This window comes from Calothrix sp. NIES-2100 (genome assembly GCF_963875285.1).
Lineage (GTDB): Bacteria > Cyanobacteriota > Cyanobacteriia > Cyanobacteriales > Nostocaceae > Aulosira.
Genome location: NZ_CAWNLA010000001.1, coordinates 7,638,150 through 7,654,382, shown reverse-complemented (window position 1 = coordinate 7,654,382; position 16,233 = coordinate 7,638,150). Strand labels below are relative to the sequence as shown.

13 protein-coding genes are annotated in these 16,233 nt (G+C 41.6%); 2 read left to right on the top strand and 11 right to left on the bottom strand.

The window, feature by feature from the left end:
* Window positions 1–195: 195 nt before the first annotated feature.
* The 3 genes from AACU32_RS31200 to AACU32_RS31190 all read right to left on the bottom strand — a co-directional run bounded on the left by AACU32_RS31200 (window position 196) and on the right by AACU32_RS31190 (window position 3,800).
* Window positions 196–1,686: an Ig-like domain-containing protein gene (locus AACU32_RS31200; RefSeq protein ID WP_096605551.1), complete on the bottom strand. Its 1,491-nt coding sequence runs from the start codon at window positions 1,684–1,686 to the stop codon at window positions 196–198.
* 88 nt (window positions 1,687–1,774) lie between these two features.
* Entirely contained in the window at window positions 1,775–2,551 is a 777-nt protein-coding gene (locus AACU32_RS31195; protein WP_096605549.1) for a TIGR03943 family putative permease subunit, read from the bottom strand.
* 193 nt (window positions 2,552–2,744) lie between these two features.
* Window positions 2,745–3,800, bottom strand: a complete 1,056-nt coding sequence (locus tag AACU32_RS31190) for a permease (protein WP_096605547.1) — start codon at window positions 3,798–3,800, stop codon at window positions 2,745–2,747.
* A gap of 994 nt (window positions 3,801–4,794) precedes the next feature.
* Between AACU32_RS31190 and AACU32_RS31185 the strand changes: the two genes are divergently transcribed.
* A complete protein-coding gene (locus AACU32_RS31185) occupies window positions 4,795–6,153 on the top strand; it encodes a sensor histidine kinase (RefSeq protein ID WP_096605544.1) in 1,359 nt (452 codons plus the stop codon).
* 316 nt (window positions 6,154–6,469) lie between these two features.
* On the opposite strand, the gene AACU32_RS31180 is transcribed toward AACU32_RS31185, so the two are convergent.
* The 4 genes from AACU32_RS31180 to AACU32_RS31165 all read right to left on the bottom strand — a co-directional run bounded on the left by AACU32_RS31180 (window position 6,470) and on the right by AACU32_RS31165 (window position 10,031).
* Window positions 6,470–6,649 carry a high light inducible protein gene (locus tag AACU32_RS31180; RefSeq protein WP_096605542.1) on the bottom strand — a complete coding sequence of 60 codons (180 nt, stop codon included), beginning with the start codon at window positions 6,647–6,649 and terminating at the stop codon, window positions 6,470–6,472.
* 285 nt (window positions 6,650–6,934) lie between these two features.
* Window positions 6,935–7,093, bottom strand: a complete 159-nt coding sequence (locus AACU32_RS31175) for a pentapeptide repeat-containing protein (protein ID WP_339378718.1) — start codon at window positions 7,091–7,093, stop codon at window positions 6,935–6,937.
* 463 nt (window positions 7,094–7,556) lie between these two features.
* Complete coding sequence (locus tag AACU32_RS31170; protein ID WP_096605538.1) at window positions 7,557–9,059, bottom strand: glycosyl hydrolase family 57; 1,503 nt, start codon at window positions 9,057–9,059, stop codon at window positions 7,557–7,559.
* An 87-nt stretch (window positions 9,060–9,146) separates the two neighbouring features.
* On the bottom strand, window positions 9,147–10,031 hold the full coding sequence (locus AACU32_RS31165) for an SDR family NAD(P)-dependent oxidoreductase (RefSeq protein ID WP_096605535.1): 885 nt from the start codon (window positions 10,029–10,031) through the stop codon (window positions 9,147–9,149).
* A 557-nt stretch (window positions 10,032–10,588) separates the two neighbouring features.
* On the opposite strand from AACU32_RS31165, the gene AACU32_RS31160 reads away from it, so the two are divergent.
* Complete coding sequence (locus AACU32_RS31160; protein WP_096605533.1) at window positions 10,589–11,173, top strand: hypothetical protein; 585 nt, start codon at window positions 10,589–10,591, stop codon at window positions 11,171–11,173.
* A 224-nt stretch (window positions 11,174–11,397) separates the two neighbouring features.
* Here the strand turns inward: AACU32_RS31160 and AACU32_RS31155 are convergent, their stop codons facing one another.
* From AACU32_RS31155 to AACU32_RS31140, 4 genes are all read right to left on the bottom strand, one after another.
* A complete protein-coding gene (locus AACU32_RS31155; protein ID WP_096605531.1) occupies window positions 11,398–13,104 on the bottom strand; it encodes an alpha/beta hydrolase in 1,707 nt (568 codons plus the stop codon).
* Window positions 13,105–13,440: 336 nt separating this feature from the next.
* Window positions 13,441–14,043, bottom strand: coding sequence for a hypothetical protein (locus AACU32_RS31150; RefSeq protein ID WP_096605529.1), 603 nt, complete (start codon window positions 14,041–14,043; stop codon window positions 13,441–13,443).
* A gap of 184 nt (window positions 14,044–14,227) precedes the next feature.
* Complete coding sequence (locus AACU32_RS31145) at window positions 14,228–15,280, bottom strand: glucokinase (RefSeq protein ID WP_096605527.1); 1,053 nt, start codon at window positions 15,278–15,280, stop codon at window positions 14,228–14,230.
* 87 nt (window positions 15,281–15,367) lie between these two features.
* Window positions 15,368–16,015 carry a histidine phosphatase family protein gene (locus AACU32_RS31140; RefSeq protein WP_096605525.1) on the bottom strand — a complete coding sequence of 216 codons (648 nt, stop codon included), beginning with the start codon at window positions 16,013–16,015 and terminating at the stop codon, window positions 15,368–15,370.
* Between the last annotated feature and the right edge of the window lie 218 nt (window positions 16,016–16,233).

The window sequence follows — 16,233 nt, the reverse complement described above, 5'->3', positions numbered from 1 at the left end:
CACGGTAGAAGCGTTAGTACTGTATCTAATTTAGCAAACAGCTTACCCTCAGCTGCAAGTAATTTGAAAAATGGCAGAGATGGGCAGTTGTCAGTTGTCAATTGTCAGTCGTCATTTCTTATTTATCTCCCTTCCCTTGTCCCCCTTGTCTCCCTCATCCCCCTTGTCTCCCTCATCCCCCTCATCCCCCTCATCTCACGGTAGCCAATGGGGGGCAAATCCATCTAAAGGAAGCTTCTCTGGCTGAATTTGGGCAGTAGTGGTGTCGGCGATTGGCATTAAGGGCATTAACCACAAGCTACTAGTAGCGATCGCTTCGCCATCATCGGTTTTTAAAGGATTTGTCGTTTGTGCAGCAATTGGCTGTGCTACTACTTGGTCAAATAATAAGCCTAAACCATCTGGTGATAGGCTCATTTGCACATTTCGCTGGGCGATGGGTAGTAGCAGTAGCGGTTTTTGTTGTGCAGTTTTCAAATCGATGGCGACTACATAAGGCTGTTCTATGTATTGTTCTTTAGATACTAACTGTGTTAGCAAGCAGTAAAGGGTGGGAGAGGCTGGATCGAATTGGCAATTGAGAATTTCGCCTGTTGTTTTTAACAAGGATTTTTCAATTCCTTGGTTGGTAACTAAAAATAAATCTCGCGTGTAATCTGTATTAAATTTGACCATTGCTGCTTGCGAGCCATCTTGAGAGAAAGCTTGGACTAACCCATACTGCGGCAGAAACTCTAAAGGTTTACCAGCATCTTTTTTTAGAGGTAAAGTTGCTACTCCCTGTCCTTGGGCAACTGCCACTGTTGTACTATCAGCTGAAATAATAAAATCTCCCCCTGGTTGGCTTTTGAGGGGTTTAGCAGTAAGTTTTTCTCCAGAGTCGCTAGTTGTTGGCATGATCCACAACCCAAAGTCGCCAGGATTAGATTTATTTCCTCGCTGAATGACAATGGTTTTTCCATCTGGCGATAAGTCAAATTTCAGGTTTTGGTAGTCTTTACTATCTAAAAGTAGGTCTACTCTACCTGCTGGTTGTGCTTGTTGATCTACTTTGGTAGAAATACCTGTTGTAACTGTGTATAGCTGAGCCGAAAGTAAGTCTTGAGTTTTACTAGTGCGCGCGGAAAATAAAATTTTATCTCCATCTGGAAATGGCTCAAAGTCCATGACAATCAAATCTTTGGGGCTAAGTACCTTTTTTTGCTCTTGGGTTAAGTTGTAAAGAATCAACTGTCCCCGTTCTTCTGGATTAACTCCGATATAAAGAATTGCGCGATCGCGGCTGCGAAAGCTACCGACAAAAGGCTGATTTCCCCTGTTGTTGCCTGTTTTCTTAGCGAATTGATCTTTGGCTCCCTGCAACTGAACTTTATAATTCGTGCCATAGGGTGCGGGTGTCAAAAGTGTATAAACCATCCGCCGCCCAGCCCAACTGATTTTTCCAGCTAGAGGTGGTTCAATTTTCAAGTTATCCTCTACACTTTTTGTATCCATTGGGCGGCTAAAAGTGAGAGTAAAAGCTCTATCTTCTGAGCCAATTTGCAGGTTTTGCCAGGTGAAGTTTCGCACCTTCGCCTTTACTGCATCACCTTGCCAGATTACCAACCCAATCAGCAAACTCAGCAGCAGTATGAATGTGATCGCCACGCGATCAAGTGGTTGGATAAATGCTTTGGATGTAGTCATTTGTCAATAGTCAATGGTCAATGGTCAATGGTCAAGGGTCAATGGTCAATGGTTATGAGTCTATTAACCGTGGACTTTTGACTCTTGACTAATCAAAATAGGGATTTTTTGGTTGGGGAATCTTTTTGAGTGAACTGGCGGCGATGGTGAGTTGGCGTTTTCCAGAAAGATTTTCTGTGAACATTTGTCCTTCTATTTCCAGCCAGGTATCAGCTGGGTAACGCTCATGATTGTCTTGTAGTTTCACGGGTAAGCCCACCGGATAAGCATCAGCAGCACAACAAGTTAAGACGAATCTAGCTAAGAAAATATATTCTTTCCCTAGGTCTGGTGGGTGGATGACAAATCCCCGCACCTTGACTTTTTGCCCTGTATATGAGTCTGGTTCAGGATAAACATTCAGTGTGCGTACCCAGTCTACAAGCGATCGCTCTTCTGGACGAACAGTAGCTCGAAATGCTTGGGGTTTGAGGCGTGAGGTTCCCAAGGAATCAATTGTCACACCGCGCTGGAGTGCTTTATCACTGGCAAAGACTTGGGGTGTAATTATGAAACCCAAAATCGCCGTAATCAATAGTAAACTAGCACTCCACCCAGGAGGAAATATATTGATATGCATCGGGTTGGCTACATCATCTCGCCTACGCCGCCGCCATAGTTCCTCAGCTTTAAAAAAACCGACAACTAGCAAGCCAATAGCACCAGCAATTGCTAATCCAAAATAATCGGGGTGAATTAACAAGTTCAGCTTGCCGGTGACCCAGTATTTTAAAATTAAAATTCCCCAAGCTGTAATTGCTAAAACATCCAGCCAAGGTATTAATAAATTTCGGAGTTTAGATTTAGACTTTGGTTTGGAATTCATGGGTAAATAGTCAAGGGTCAATGGTCAATGGTCAATTGTCAATGGTCAGTGGTCAATGGTCAGTGGTCAATTGTCAATGGTTAAAAATTAAGGAACAAGGGTCAATTGTCAAGGGTAATTACTATTGACTTTGGACTCTGGACTATTGACTCTGGACTATTGACTTTGGACTATTGACTATGGACTAATTGATTTACATGACATGTAAATTCAAAAACAATGTGAACAAAAACGTTAATAATCCTGCTAAAGCAAATAAATAAAATAACGCCTTAGCTTTGAAAATTGATAACATCAAACCTACACCTTTGATGTCAATCATCGGACCGAATACTAGAAAGGCCAACAAGGAACCAGTGGTAAAAGTAGAAGCGAAAGATAGGGCAAAAAATGAATCTACTGTTGAACAAATAGATACCACTGCTGCTAATACCAGCATGGCAGCGATTGAGCTAATCGGGCCTGCACCCAAACTCAGGATTAATTCTCTGGGTGCTAAAACTTGAATAGCAGCGGCGATCGCACTTCCTAAAACCATGACTCCGCCTAATTCCCGCAATTCCTGGACGATGTTATCTAATAACAACCGCAGTTTATCTGGAAGAGGTTTATTGCTAGGAGATGATGAGTTAGATGCTGGAATTAAATTACTATCTATGCGCGTGGTTAAATTGGATTTTCCTCCGAGGATATAACTTCCAGATTTCAACAAATTAGAACCTGTGGTGTTTTGTTGTGTTTGATGTCCTCGCCCACGGCGGGTTGCTTGTGGCGGCGCTGGGGGATTAAACTTGAGATAACGAGCGATCGCTGGTTGCACAATTGGACTCAAGTCTTTTTGAACACTAAAAACATAACCGAGAATTGTGGCAATCAATAACGAAAATACGACACGTAAGACCACTATTTCTGGCTGATCTCGAAACGCTGTCCAAGTTGACCAAATTACAATGGGGTTAATTGTTGGGGCTGCTAGCAAAAAACCAATTGCTACTGGTGTGGGTACTCCCTGCATCAGCAAGCGCCGCGCCACCGGCACATTACCGCACTCACACACCGGAAACAAAAAGCCGATTGTGCTACCAAATAAAGCTCCCAGTAGAGGATTTTTGGGCATTTTTTCTACGAGTTTGCGCTCATCTACAAAAAATAGCAGCACACTGGAGAATAAAACTCCCAGAAGCAAAAAAGGTATGGCCTCGACTAGCAAACTCAGAAATAAGGTGAAACCATTGTTCAGTTGATTCATGGGTGTTGCAGTCAAAAGCGGTTTGGAGTTTTTAGGTTATGCCTAGTCATTTTATCGAAATGGGGATCAAAAGCAGATAGGGACAATTTAAGCTCATTTAAGCCAAAACTAGATATGGGATTTATATTAACGCTTCCGCCAGAGAAAGCCATAGCTATTCAAAGATAATTATGTTTACCAAAAAAAATAAAGTGTAAAGGATGAAGGATGACAACAATCGTTACATCCGCTCAGAGCCAATGGTTGTGATAGATAAGTTTTTATCCTGATTTCTACCCACTCGCTATTTAGAGAATAGGGACTAGGGGAAGCAGGATGAGGAAAAAGAGATTTTCCTGTGTAATCGCAGTCCTTGAAAAGTGACGCTCCTACGTCGAAGAGAGCTGCGCTAACAGAGCGCCGACAGCCGATGCTCCGCTTTTTTGCTTACTAGGTGGAATAATTTCATACTTCATACTTCTTCCTATCTACTTCATACTTCAGTTGACTTGAGTGGATTTACTGACAATTACCATTCTTCAGAAGAACTATCTTGATAAATGGTTCCAATTATCTAGCTTAAGCACCTACTGTACTATATTTAATTCTCTATGTTTATACTGACTTCAATTTGGCTAGTTAGTAGCTTGACTTACATGCATTTTTATCAATGCTTCACAGTTTTTCAACATTTGGGGAGCAATGTTAATAGCCTCTGCTGCTGATTTTTAGCAACATTTCCTACTAAAGTAAGCTGTAAGATAAAGATTGAACATTATACTTTCCGTAATACTGAGTGTTGCCTCTTGGGTAAATCAGTTAGTAGAGGCACGACACCGAAAATATTTTAGTGTATTTACTGAAGCCGTGCCCCTACTTTAGCCCTAGGTTTATCAGCAGGCTTTTTGCTGATTAGGAACTGTGCTTTCAGCCACCAGGTATTGAACAAAAGCAGACAGAGGCTAAAATGATTGCTTATTGTTTGCTAGTTTTTATACAAAGTTAAGAGTCTCCAGTGTCACAAGATTTTAGTTTCCAAATATCACCACCATCTTTATCTCAGGGTAGCGATCGCGATCTCGGTTTAGAGTCAACTCTCCAAGAACTGTCAATGTACAATTTCCAAGTGGAACTTAGCTGTACCGCTATGGAAGTTGCACGGGTTTTTGAACAATACCCTTTGCTACCAGGTGCAATTTTACGCGAACAGGGAAAGTTCATCGGGATGATTTCACGGCGACGGCTGCTAGAATTTTGGATTCGTCCCTACGGAAAAGAGTTATTTTGCGGGGAACCATTGGGTATCCTCTACAGCTATGCAAGAACATCGATTTTGCAGCTTCCGGGTACGACACCAGTTTTAACAGCAATGCAACTTACCTTGAGGCGATCGCCTGAATTTGTCGCCGAACCTGTGGTGGTGGAAACTGCACCTGATACTTATCAGTTGTTAGATATATACGAACTAAATCTTGCTTCTTGGCAAATTCGCGGTATAGAAACTCAAGTGCGTTATGAACGCAGCCAAACCCAAATGATTCAAAATGATAAAATGGCAAGTTTGGGACGGTTGGTAGATGGAGTCGCCCACGAAATTTTAGACCCCGTAAGTTTTATTTGGGGTAACTTAACTTATATCTCTAACTATAGCCAAGACTTGCTTAAACTCATAGCCGCTTACGATCAAGAGTTATCTCCTAGTTCTAATTACATCAATCATCTCAAAGAAGAAATTGAATTTGATTTTTTAGAAGAAGATTTATCAAAATCCCTAGCTAGTATTCGCACTGGGGCTGAAAGATTAAAAAAACTTGTCACTAGTTTACAGAACTTCTGTCATATCGATGATGTTTATCCCAAGCCAGGAGATTTACACGCCTGTTTAGATAGTATTGTCTTATTAATAAATAGCCGGATTCAAGGAGAAATTGAAATAGTTAAAAACTATGGTCACTTACCACCTGTCTATTGCTTTATGGGACAACTAAGCCAAGTTTTAATGAATATTTTTACTGAATCTATAGATAGCTTGCTGAATGAAATTGTGCGGCATCAGTTTCATCCAGAAAATACAAATCCTCAGGAAAAGCCGCGCATTGAGATTACTACAAAAATTATTTCCCAACCAGCAACTAAAGCATCAGCACCTGACTCTCGCTGGGTTTCTATTTGTATTGCTGACAATGGCCCTGGTATGTCTTTACAGTTACAACAGCAAATTCTTGAATCTTTCTCGATGGAAAAACGCTCTGATAAAGCAACTAGTTTAGCTGTCAGTTATCGGATTATTACTGCTAAACATGGGGGTCAATTAAATTTCCGATCGCAACTTGGTCAGGGTACTGAATTTGAAATTTTATTACCCTTACTGTGATTAAACTGGAAAAATACTGCTTTAGGGACTTCCAAGTAAAAAAATATTCCATTGCTATTGTTCACTGTTGACGGTTGACGGTTCACAGTTAACACTCAACCGTCAACCGTCAACGTTTAACGGAATAATTTATTTGCTTAAACCATCATATCTATTTGGGTCTTTTTTCTCCTTTTTTTTATCAGGATCTTTTTTGGGTTTCTTGGATTCTCTGTTACCCTTTTTTTCCTTAGTCATTATTTCTCTCCAAATATAGTAATGAGTGAAATTTAGCTAGAGAGCTAATTAAGCCTTTTCCTGGTGAGATGTCGTCAAGCTAAAGAATGTCCAAAAAGTGCAGAAAGCCGTGACCGGAAAATACTTCAATCAACATAACGGTTACAAACCCTATCATTGCTAGACGACCGTTCAAAATTTCCGATGGAGCAGTAAAACCCCCAAACCAAGTCTTGCTTTTATTTGAACTCAACTGTTTAACTTTTGTTGTGTTTGGCATAAATATCGCTCTAAATTTTTCAGTTTCTTGTAGGCTTTAGTCTCGAATCAATCAAGTATTTGGCGAGGCTATTAACCGAAAGCTATAGCTGCAAAAGACTCTTGCCATACTGCATGACAGCGATTATTGAATTGAACTAAGGATTAAGTTCACTAACATCTTCAGCAGACATTATTTTTGCTCAAAACATAAAATTTTAGATGCTAAAATAGCACTTATGGTCGCTCTCAACCGACAAGCAAATTTCTTCATCTTTAACTAAAGTAATTTGCTGAAATTAAATTATCATTGTGCATCCTGCCATCGCCGATTTTTGCCCCACTGACGATTAGGCCTGCTGATATTTATTCCTCTCAGGTTGATCCAATTTAAATTGGCAATACCTAAATTTGAGTTGTTCAAATTTTCTCCAGGAAAATTTACTTCCGTGAAATTGACTTTGATGAGGCTGATTTCTCTCAGATCTGCCTGCCTACAATTTCTTTCTCTGGCTGCATATAGACTGAAACTTCATTGGCATCCATATTGGTTGCCTCGCAACGTGTAGCGCGATCGCTTTTTATATACTTTTAATTGTATGGCATAAGCTGCAATTTTGCTCAAATTACAGATTCATGAAAGTCGGTGGGAAACTCCATCTCCTTGTGGGTGCGAAGGGTGCGCGCCCCGCCGACTTGGGGCATTGGGCATTGGGCATTGGTAACCATTCATGCCCCATGCCCCATTCCTCATGCCCAAAAACTCCGATCCGTGGATGGAGTTTTTCATCTCAAGTGACTGCTCGAATATGCCTCTATATTTCAATAGAGGCTTAAAAACTTTATTCTTCAGTACTAAGTTGTAGATTTTTTGCCCCTTCCCTTGTAGGGACGGGGTTGGGGTTAGGTTCCCTAGAACTCAGGTTTATTTACAATGTCCCTTGCAGCGAATTTTCGCCCCGTTGGTAAATTTCTCTAGCATAATCAGTCCAAGTACCCTGTCCCCAATAACGAAAACAGCTAGTTTGCAACAAAAGATTATGTAACAAAAGCTGGCGATAACTAGCTTGTTTAGTGATAGATTCGGCTGTTGTGGAATTAATTAGTAATTTATCAACCTTATCATGGAATAAACTACTTAATTCATACATAGGAGACAATACATTTTCATATCCCTTAACCCAACTTATATGATTAGTCCATGAGGCTCCATCTAGATGAAAATGGGGATTAGTTTGCTTTAATTCTAAAATGGCATTCTCGACAGCTTCAGGTTGAATATTCTCAGGTGCAACTCGCTCCCAAATATAATGTTGTCCTATGGGCTGACAAGTGGGATAGTCTTTAGGTTTGCACCCAGCATCTGTGATTAATTCTAAATATTCTGTCCCACAAAATCCAACTACACCTGTTTTTCCACCACCATGATTTACCATATCCCACCAAGCTTGTTTGAAAGCACTGGGAAATTCATTCATCATCACCCCGCCGTTTTCACCATCTCCAATTTGACTAACAATTGACGGTACTAATGCAGCGCCTAATTGTTGTTTAGATAAAGTTTTGGCTTCATAATAAGGCTGCATCTGAGCAACTAATTTAGTATCTGAACCTTGGGTTTTAATTAAAGCGGTGATGCTAATTGTTTCGCCTTGAGAATTGCGAGCAATTAAACGGTGTGGTAAATGTTTGTAACTAAGAGGTTGTCCGTTAATTGTTTCTACAGTATGTTCTTGAACAAGTAGCCAGCGATATCCACATTCTTTGAGTGCTTTGACAAATGCAAATAAAGTATCAGGATGATTTGGCAGGTGCATTTCTGGGGGAGAAAATCCTTTAACTCTCGCTAAGGCTTCCCAACCAAAAATTGCGGCAAAATGCTGTTGCCATGCGAGGATTTGTAATTTAATGTCTGCTATGGGGGTGGAAGGGATCACCGCATGACTCCACATTGTACCCAACCACTCAACATAAGGCTGATAGGTGGGATCGCAAGTGATGCGTTTGAGGTTATCGATAATGTCACTGCGTCCCATTTGTCTCAATCCCCAAAAAAGATTACCAGAGTAATCCAACATGACGCGGGGATTGCAACCTTGACTGACGAGTTCGGGAATAAAATCTCCAATGCGGCTGTAACAATAGGCAAAAGGCCCAGCATTGTGATTATCACCTTCCCCTTGATGTTCAAACATGTATTGGAGATTGCTAATCAATCCCCCATCATATCCAGCGGGTATAGTTGGCTGGTGCATATGTAAGGCGATCGCAAATCCGGCGTTAATATCTTCTAAACTCAGGTTGGTTTTTGCTAAAAATACGGGTGCATCATGGTTTACCACCGATAAAACCTCTGTTTCCCAACCAGAAATATTTGGTAACCCATCGATAATTTCGGGCAAAATGGGGAGATTATCTGGCAATTTCAGCATTTCTGGTGGCTCCGAAACGAGGTGTATCTTACTTATCCAAGCACAGTCTGTAGTCAGGGCACAAAGTTGTTGTGCCCCTAGTGTATGTTACTTACGCGCAGATACGATCGAAACCATGTTTCTTGATAAAAGTAGATCCCTGGTAATCAGGCTGAGTTTTTGGGTAATTGCGCTCAGTATGGTGTTAGGCTGTTGGGTTCTCAAAGCTCTTGGCGTTGCTAGTTGTAAAATTGGTTCTAGCAACCAAGGCATCAGGCGTTGACACCAAACAGCTAGATGACTTTGCCAACCTACTAAAATTTCTGGTGAATCTCTTTGCAAGCCAGCGACAAACGTTTGGGCGACTTCCTGGGGTGTCATTGGGATCACCCAGCGAAATAATTGGAAGCCGCGTACCATGTCTGTGTCTGTCAGGGAAGGTAGTAATGCTTGCACTTGAATATTGTATGGTGCGAGTTCCTGACGTAAGGCTTGAGTAAATCCTAAAATGGCGAACTTAGTAGCTGAATAAGTCGCCATTGTGGGTGCAGCGATTTTCCCCATCAAGCTGGACACATTCACAATTGTCCCTTGTCTGTGGTTAGCCATACGCCGCGCTACCAGACTAGTTAGGTTGTACATCCCCAATAAATTAAGGGAGATTTCTTCTTGAACTTGGGGAAGTTTAGATTGTAAAAACGGACTTTGGTAGGCTACACCCGCACAATTAACCAGTAGATGTATGGGGCCATGATTGCGCCAAAGCTGCGCAACAGCAATATTTACCTCAATAGCTTGAGTTAAATCTATCGGTACGATGGTAGCGTCTGCGCCCATCGCCTCGATTTCTTGAGCTACTTCGCTCAACTTGTGGCGATCGCGTGCCAACAGTATCACACGTTTGATACCTTGCTGTGCTAATTCTAGAGCGATCGCACGCCCAATACCACGGGAAGCCCCAGTAACTAAGGCAACCTTACCTTGAATCTTCATGAATTTGTACCTCCAAAATCTTCAGTCTTACCGCGTTCTCGCATATTTTGGGTAAGACACATTAGTTATTGCCATTGAAATCAAAAGTAAGCCTTTAAACAAGCAGAGATTTCTGAGTTAATCTACAAATCCCTTATAGTCAGCCTCCCAACCACAGAAATTTCTCGCTTGCTGTTTGACAATTACATACAATTGGCTGCATGGATATAGCTCATAGGTTTTTCAATCTCCTTAATCCAAGCATTAACCAAAACGCTGTCATACACACGTTAACAATTTAATCAAGTTATGGCAACATTTATTAATAAGCATTTCTTAATACTTATTTACAAATAGTATATATATAGGCCAGATTTTTGGGATAAGTTTTTATTAATACTGCTGGAATAATATAAAAATTTCTTGACAATCAGTACCAATTTCTGGCATTAATCAATAAAATCAGCAATTTAGCTAAAATATGACAGTTTGCGTCATCACGAAGACATTAAATGTACATATAGTTTGGGAAACATTGTAGTAGTGATTGTCGTCAGCAAATCTACTAAATTTAGGCGATGAATACTCCTAGCCATGCGATCCTCAATTTGGTGGTTTTCAGCCAACAAATACGAAATCAGGCAAGTCACGCCATTTTTATTGGTGCAATCTTGCCCGATGTGCCGATATTTGTGTTCTTCTTCTTGATGAAATTTGTCTATCGCCTGCCTTCACATCAAATTTGGTCAGAAGTTTACTATCAGCCCTTTTGGCAAGCCATAATCAGTACTTTCCACTCCATTCCTTTAGCATTAATTGGCGTAATCATTGCCCATTTTTTGAATTGGCAAGTCATAGAAATGGGGTTTATCAGTATGGTGTTGCACTCACTTTTAGATTTACCAGTGCATAATGACGATGCTCACCGCCACTTTTTCCCCTTTAGCAATTACCGTTTTATTAGCCCAATTTCCTACTGGGATCGCCAGCATTACGCGGGGATCGTCGCTTTCGTAGAGATATCCTTAGTATTAATCGCCAGCATTTCTCTATTTCCCACTATGCGCTCATACTTCAGTAAAGGACTATTATTAGCAGTCAATCTATTTTACTGGGGTGCATACATCAGGTTTTACCTAATGGCAGCAGTCAATAGTCAATAGTCAGTTGTCAGTTGTCATTGGTCATTGGTCATTGGTCATTCTTACAAAGTTCTGTTCGTCGTACTCCAAAGGAGAACTCGAAGAGTAGACGTTGGCGTCCCTTGCGCGTCTCCCCTTGGGAGAAGCCAGACGCTCGTACCTCGCTAACGCCGGACGCCGGCGCTCAGACTTTGCGCTTTGTAATTTCTCCCCTTTGTCCCCCTTCCCTCATCCCCCCATTCCCCTTATGGCGACCGAGTAGGCGTTGGTTGCGGCTGTAGTTGCGGTGGTGGTACGGTTGGTTGAGGATTTAAGCCATTGAGTGCTTGTTGTAACTGCTCTGTTGTCAAGGACTGTACAATACTGAGATTGAGAGGAGCCTGACTAATATATTGGGCATAGGATGGCTGCAAGTACGAGCGGTATTCAGTACGGTTTAAAAGATGGGTTTCTAAAAAAGCTAGGCTTAAAGCTTTGATATAGGAATAAGCAGGCGCACGATTTGGCCCTAGCAACGCCTCTGGTACAGGTAAAACATCATTGTTAGCAGTTGGTTCTGCGATCGCACTAAAGTGTGTAGCTTTTTCAATAACAACTAAGTATTTATTGGGATTAGGCAGCCAAGTAAAGGGGTAAATCTGTTCAGCGACCGGTGGGGCAAAGATATCTTCGCTACCAGCGACTAGCATTGTTGGGACTTTAATTTGACTCACGCCACTTTCACCCAAGACTGAACTATCAATCGGATTAATCGCGATCATCGCTTTAATGCGAGGATCTTGCAGTGGATAATTTTCTACTGGTAAATCATCGGCGCGACATTGCAAAAATACTGACACATTCAAGGTGCGATTCGGATTGCAATCGCGGCGCAGTTTGTCAAAGTTAATTTTTGCTCCCGCTAAAGCCATGACAGTATAACCACCAAAGGAATGACCGAAGGCGGCGACTTGTTGCAAATTTAGTTTACCTTGGAGGTTGGGATTAGTCTGATCTAACTGCTGGAGTTGATCGAGTACGAATTTAACATCTAAAGGTCGATTAATAAATTCTTGCGCTTCTGGTGGCCCCGCTAAGCCGGAAAAGTATAGCTGAAAGCGTTCAGCGTTACTACCAGGGTGTTCCAATACAGCAACAGCAAAACCGTGAGATGCTAAATGTTCAGCTAGGTAGACGAAAGCATAACGATCGGAAGCGATACCATGAGAAATCACAACCAGCGGAAAGGGAGGTTTAAGTGCATCTGTTGTTGTTGACGATGATGCTTGAGGTACATAAACATCCACTGGGAGACTGCGATTCCGGGAATTGTCGTTAAGTTTCAGGCTAGTGATTTGAAATTTAAAATTTCCAGGCGATCGCAAATCTGGCTGTTGGGCGAAGTCAACTGTGGCATTATTAGTTTGGGTGATGGTCTGTTGTTTGATAAATGCCACAATTTGATCCTTAGCTTTACCCAACTCTACCAAGCTATTAACTATCTGTAGCCCCTCAGAAAAATTCAATCGCAAACTGTCGCTAGGATACTTACGCAACAAATTGACAACAGTTAAGCCGTCTGGATCAGCCGCAGATAAAATCAAAGCCGCACGAATCGCATAAAAACCATTCTGGCGAGAGTCGGTAAGCAGTATTTCTCCTAAACGTCGCACTACCGCCTCCCCTAATGGTGAGTAGGTAAACTGAGACACTAAAACCGGAGGAATATCAAATTTTTGTTGCAGTAGTTGTCGTAATTGCGCCAGTTGTTCAGGAGTAGCACGGCTGGCATAAAATGCTAATTCACTATTGATTTTACCTTCTTTGGCAAATTTTTCCAGAGATTCAGCCGATAAAGAAAATTCTCCGAAGGGAGGGTAAAAAAAACTAATGCGTTCAGCGCCTAATCCAGGCGTTGCCGTCAAAATCGTAGACAATATACCTAAACTGAGGTATTTCAGAAATTTTTTCATCAGCAAAACCCGCTGTCTACCCCGTCCACACAAATTTGGGCGGCGAGGAAAGCGGGGCGGGATATGTACCGCTTTCCTATTTACCTACTTTGATATATAACAAATGGCTGATTACTACACATATATCTAATAGGATATATAGCATTTATCAACCATTAATGAAAAAAAAGATCCCCGACTTCTTTAAGAAGTCGGGGATCTGATACTGGCGATTTTCGTTGATTAAATAACTTGATTTATCAGCGGACATCGGCGGTTAATTATGCTTATTTGAACAGATGTTTCGAGTCACCTTCAAAGGGCTAGCCCCTAGCCCCTAACCCCTAACCCCTATTTTCAAGCTTTTAAAACCAAATTGAAGGAATTTAAATAACCTGTTATGGTTTTAGCTAAAGTTGGGCGTTGTTTTTTTGTCGTTATCGCCATTACTTGATACAAACGCCCTTCGGCAAAATACATTCTGCTTTTAGTGAATTTACCCCCAGCATTGACATACTCAATTTCTTTACCGGGATGACCATTAGTACTACGAATATCTCGCTGACTAATTAAATTGCTTTTCGTAGTTTTTAAAGCGAGATCTCTGGCATTATTAAGTACTGTTTGGGGGTTTACCATTTGACCATAACTGTAAGGAAAGTCATTGTAAGCAACTACATAAGCTACTTCCTGTTTTGGTGGTTGAGCTGTAAATAGTTCTACATTGATTTCCCCCATGTAGGTTTTTTGAGCTTGGGTCTTCCTGATGGGTATTCCTGGCATTAAAACGCTAAAGCGCCCATCTGGGCCAGTAAACAACTTCCATTGTGGCTTTTGTGGTTGAGTAACCTTGGGTTTAGCTGGTGTTACCTTTGGTTTAGGTTGACTGGCCTCAACCAGGAAAGACCCGCTGCATACAAGTGTGGCAGCAAGTAAGGGCAATAAAACTTTAATTGTCATAGTTTTTGCTTTTGATGATGCTGATATCACCGTTGTTGCTAGTACAGCACAGCGGAAATAAATATTCGATTCAAAATAAACGCAAAGCTTACTTTATAAGCTTTTTGCAATTTTGAATTTTGACCCTTCGACTACGCTCTGGGTAAAATTTTGAATTTTGAATTCCGCAAAGCGGTACTAGCTGTTATAACCTAGCAGCATACAAAGCAGCACCAATTAGCCCTACTTGTTGATTGAGAATAATATACACCGGTATTTCTTCGAGGAGGGAACGCATTCTACCTTTTTGGGTAAAATTCAAGAGGAAAGTACCGTCTTGCATTAAAGGCAATATTTTCGGAGCGATACCACCAGCAATATATAATCCGCCATAAGGTAGAAGTTTGATGGCAAGATTTCCGGCTTCTGCACCGTAAAGTTCGACAAACAGATGCATGGTTTGTTCGCAGAGGCGATCGCGTCCTTGGAGTGCAGCCGTACCAATGATCGCATTTGGATCGACGCTTTTCTCTAGTTTTCCCGCTTCTTGTTCCCAAACTCTGACGATATGGGCGATATCTGGTGATTCGGCGGCAATTTTTTGATCCCGCAAAAATTGGTAAATTGAGATAATGCCTTGCCCAGACACAACTCTTTCTACAGAAACGCGCTGGATATCATGTTTATCCATCAGATATTTCATCAGCCGAAACTCTAACTCGGTACGCGCAGCAAAGTCGGCGTGTCCACCTTCGGAAGCAAAAACGTGATAATTTTCTCCCTGCTTGATTAAAAATCCTTGTCCTAAGCCAGTCCCCGCGCCAATAATGGCAATGGGTGCTTCGGGTCTGGGTTTCCCTGGTTGTAAAGTCAGCAGATTTTTGGTGTTTAAGCCGAAAATGCCGTGACCAACAGCAGTAAAGTCATTGATCAGGGAAACAGAGGTAATCCCCAATTCTTGTTGTAGACGTTCACTATCTAAATACCAAGCTAAATTGGTCAGCTTAGCAGTATTGTTCACTACTGGACCGGCGATCGCAAAGCAAGCCTTTTGGGGTGTCGAAGACTTAGCTTTGATGAGAAACTGTTGGACTATCGGTACTAAATCAGGAAAATCCTGACTGTGAAAACTCTCCTCATAAATATTGCGTAAAATATGTGAGTCTGAGTTTTCATGCAATCCTGGTGAATCTGTGGTTTCAGCCAACCGCAGAATAGTTTTCGTACCACCAATATCTCCCGCTAGTAATAATGTCATAAAACTTATTAGTAATAGAGTGACTTTCTCAGTACATGGCAATATCTAGATTAGCGTCAGCCAGGATTTAAAGTCTCTATCCGGGAATTAAACAAATCGAATTACTTCTTCTACCTCCACCAGATGAGAAGTATCCCCCTTAAGTTCTAACAACCATTCTGCGTCTTGAAGCACGACTTTGACTAAAGAACATAAAGAAGCTTTCACTTCCATTTTGGCAATTTCCCCGACTAATCCCATCGCCGCTCCTAGTACAGAAGCGCCATGCCCTACTAATAGGATATTGGCAGGGTAGAATTCACTGGCTAGACATCTAGCGGTTTGTCCAGAACGTCCCCTTACTTGTTCTTGTGTTTCGGGATATTTGGCTGCAATGCGTGGAGTATAGCCCAGATCAATTCTCGGAAATAATTCTGCTAACGCTGAAGTTGAGAGTCTTTCTGGTTCTTCTGTCATCCAAGTGGGATTTAGCCATTCACTTAACCCAGTTTCTAATTTAATCGGTAAATCTAGCGCTTCGGCTACGGCGTTGGCTGTTTGTACTGTTCGCAGAAACGGGGAAGCAAAAATATGGCTGATTTTCTCTTTCTTCAGGCGATTAGCTAGCTGCTTGGCTTGAATGAAACCATCCTCCGATAAAGGTGGATCGTAGCGTCGTTCAGCAGTGAGAAACCAATCAGGGTTGACAAAGTCGAGGCGGTTGGCGTGTCTGGCGATCCAGATAATTTGACTCATGGCTTTGATTATTTGGGCGAATACAATTCGCTACAGTGATAGATACCCAAAAACTGGGAGACAAATCTCAATATATGCTAAATATTGTAACTTTTTGTAAAAGGGTTACTTCTGAGACTAGTAGATCAGGGCGTAAATAAATTTAGCGCCAAGTCTGAGTCGAAGTATCCTTCAATCAGAACTTTCTAAGAGATCTGCTTGTATCCTTTCTTTCTTCG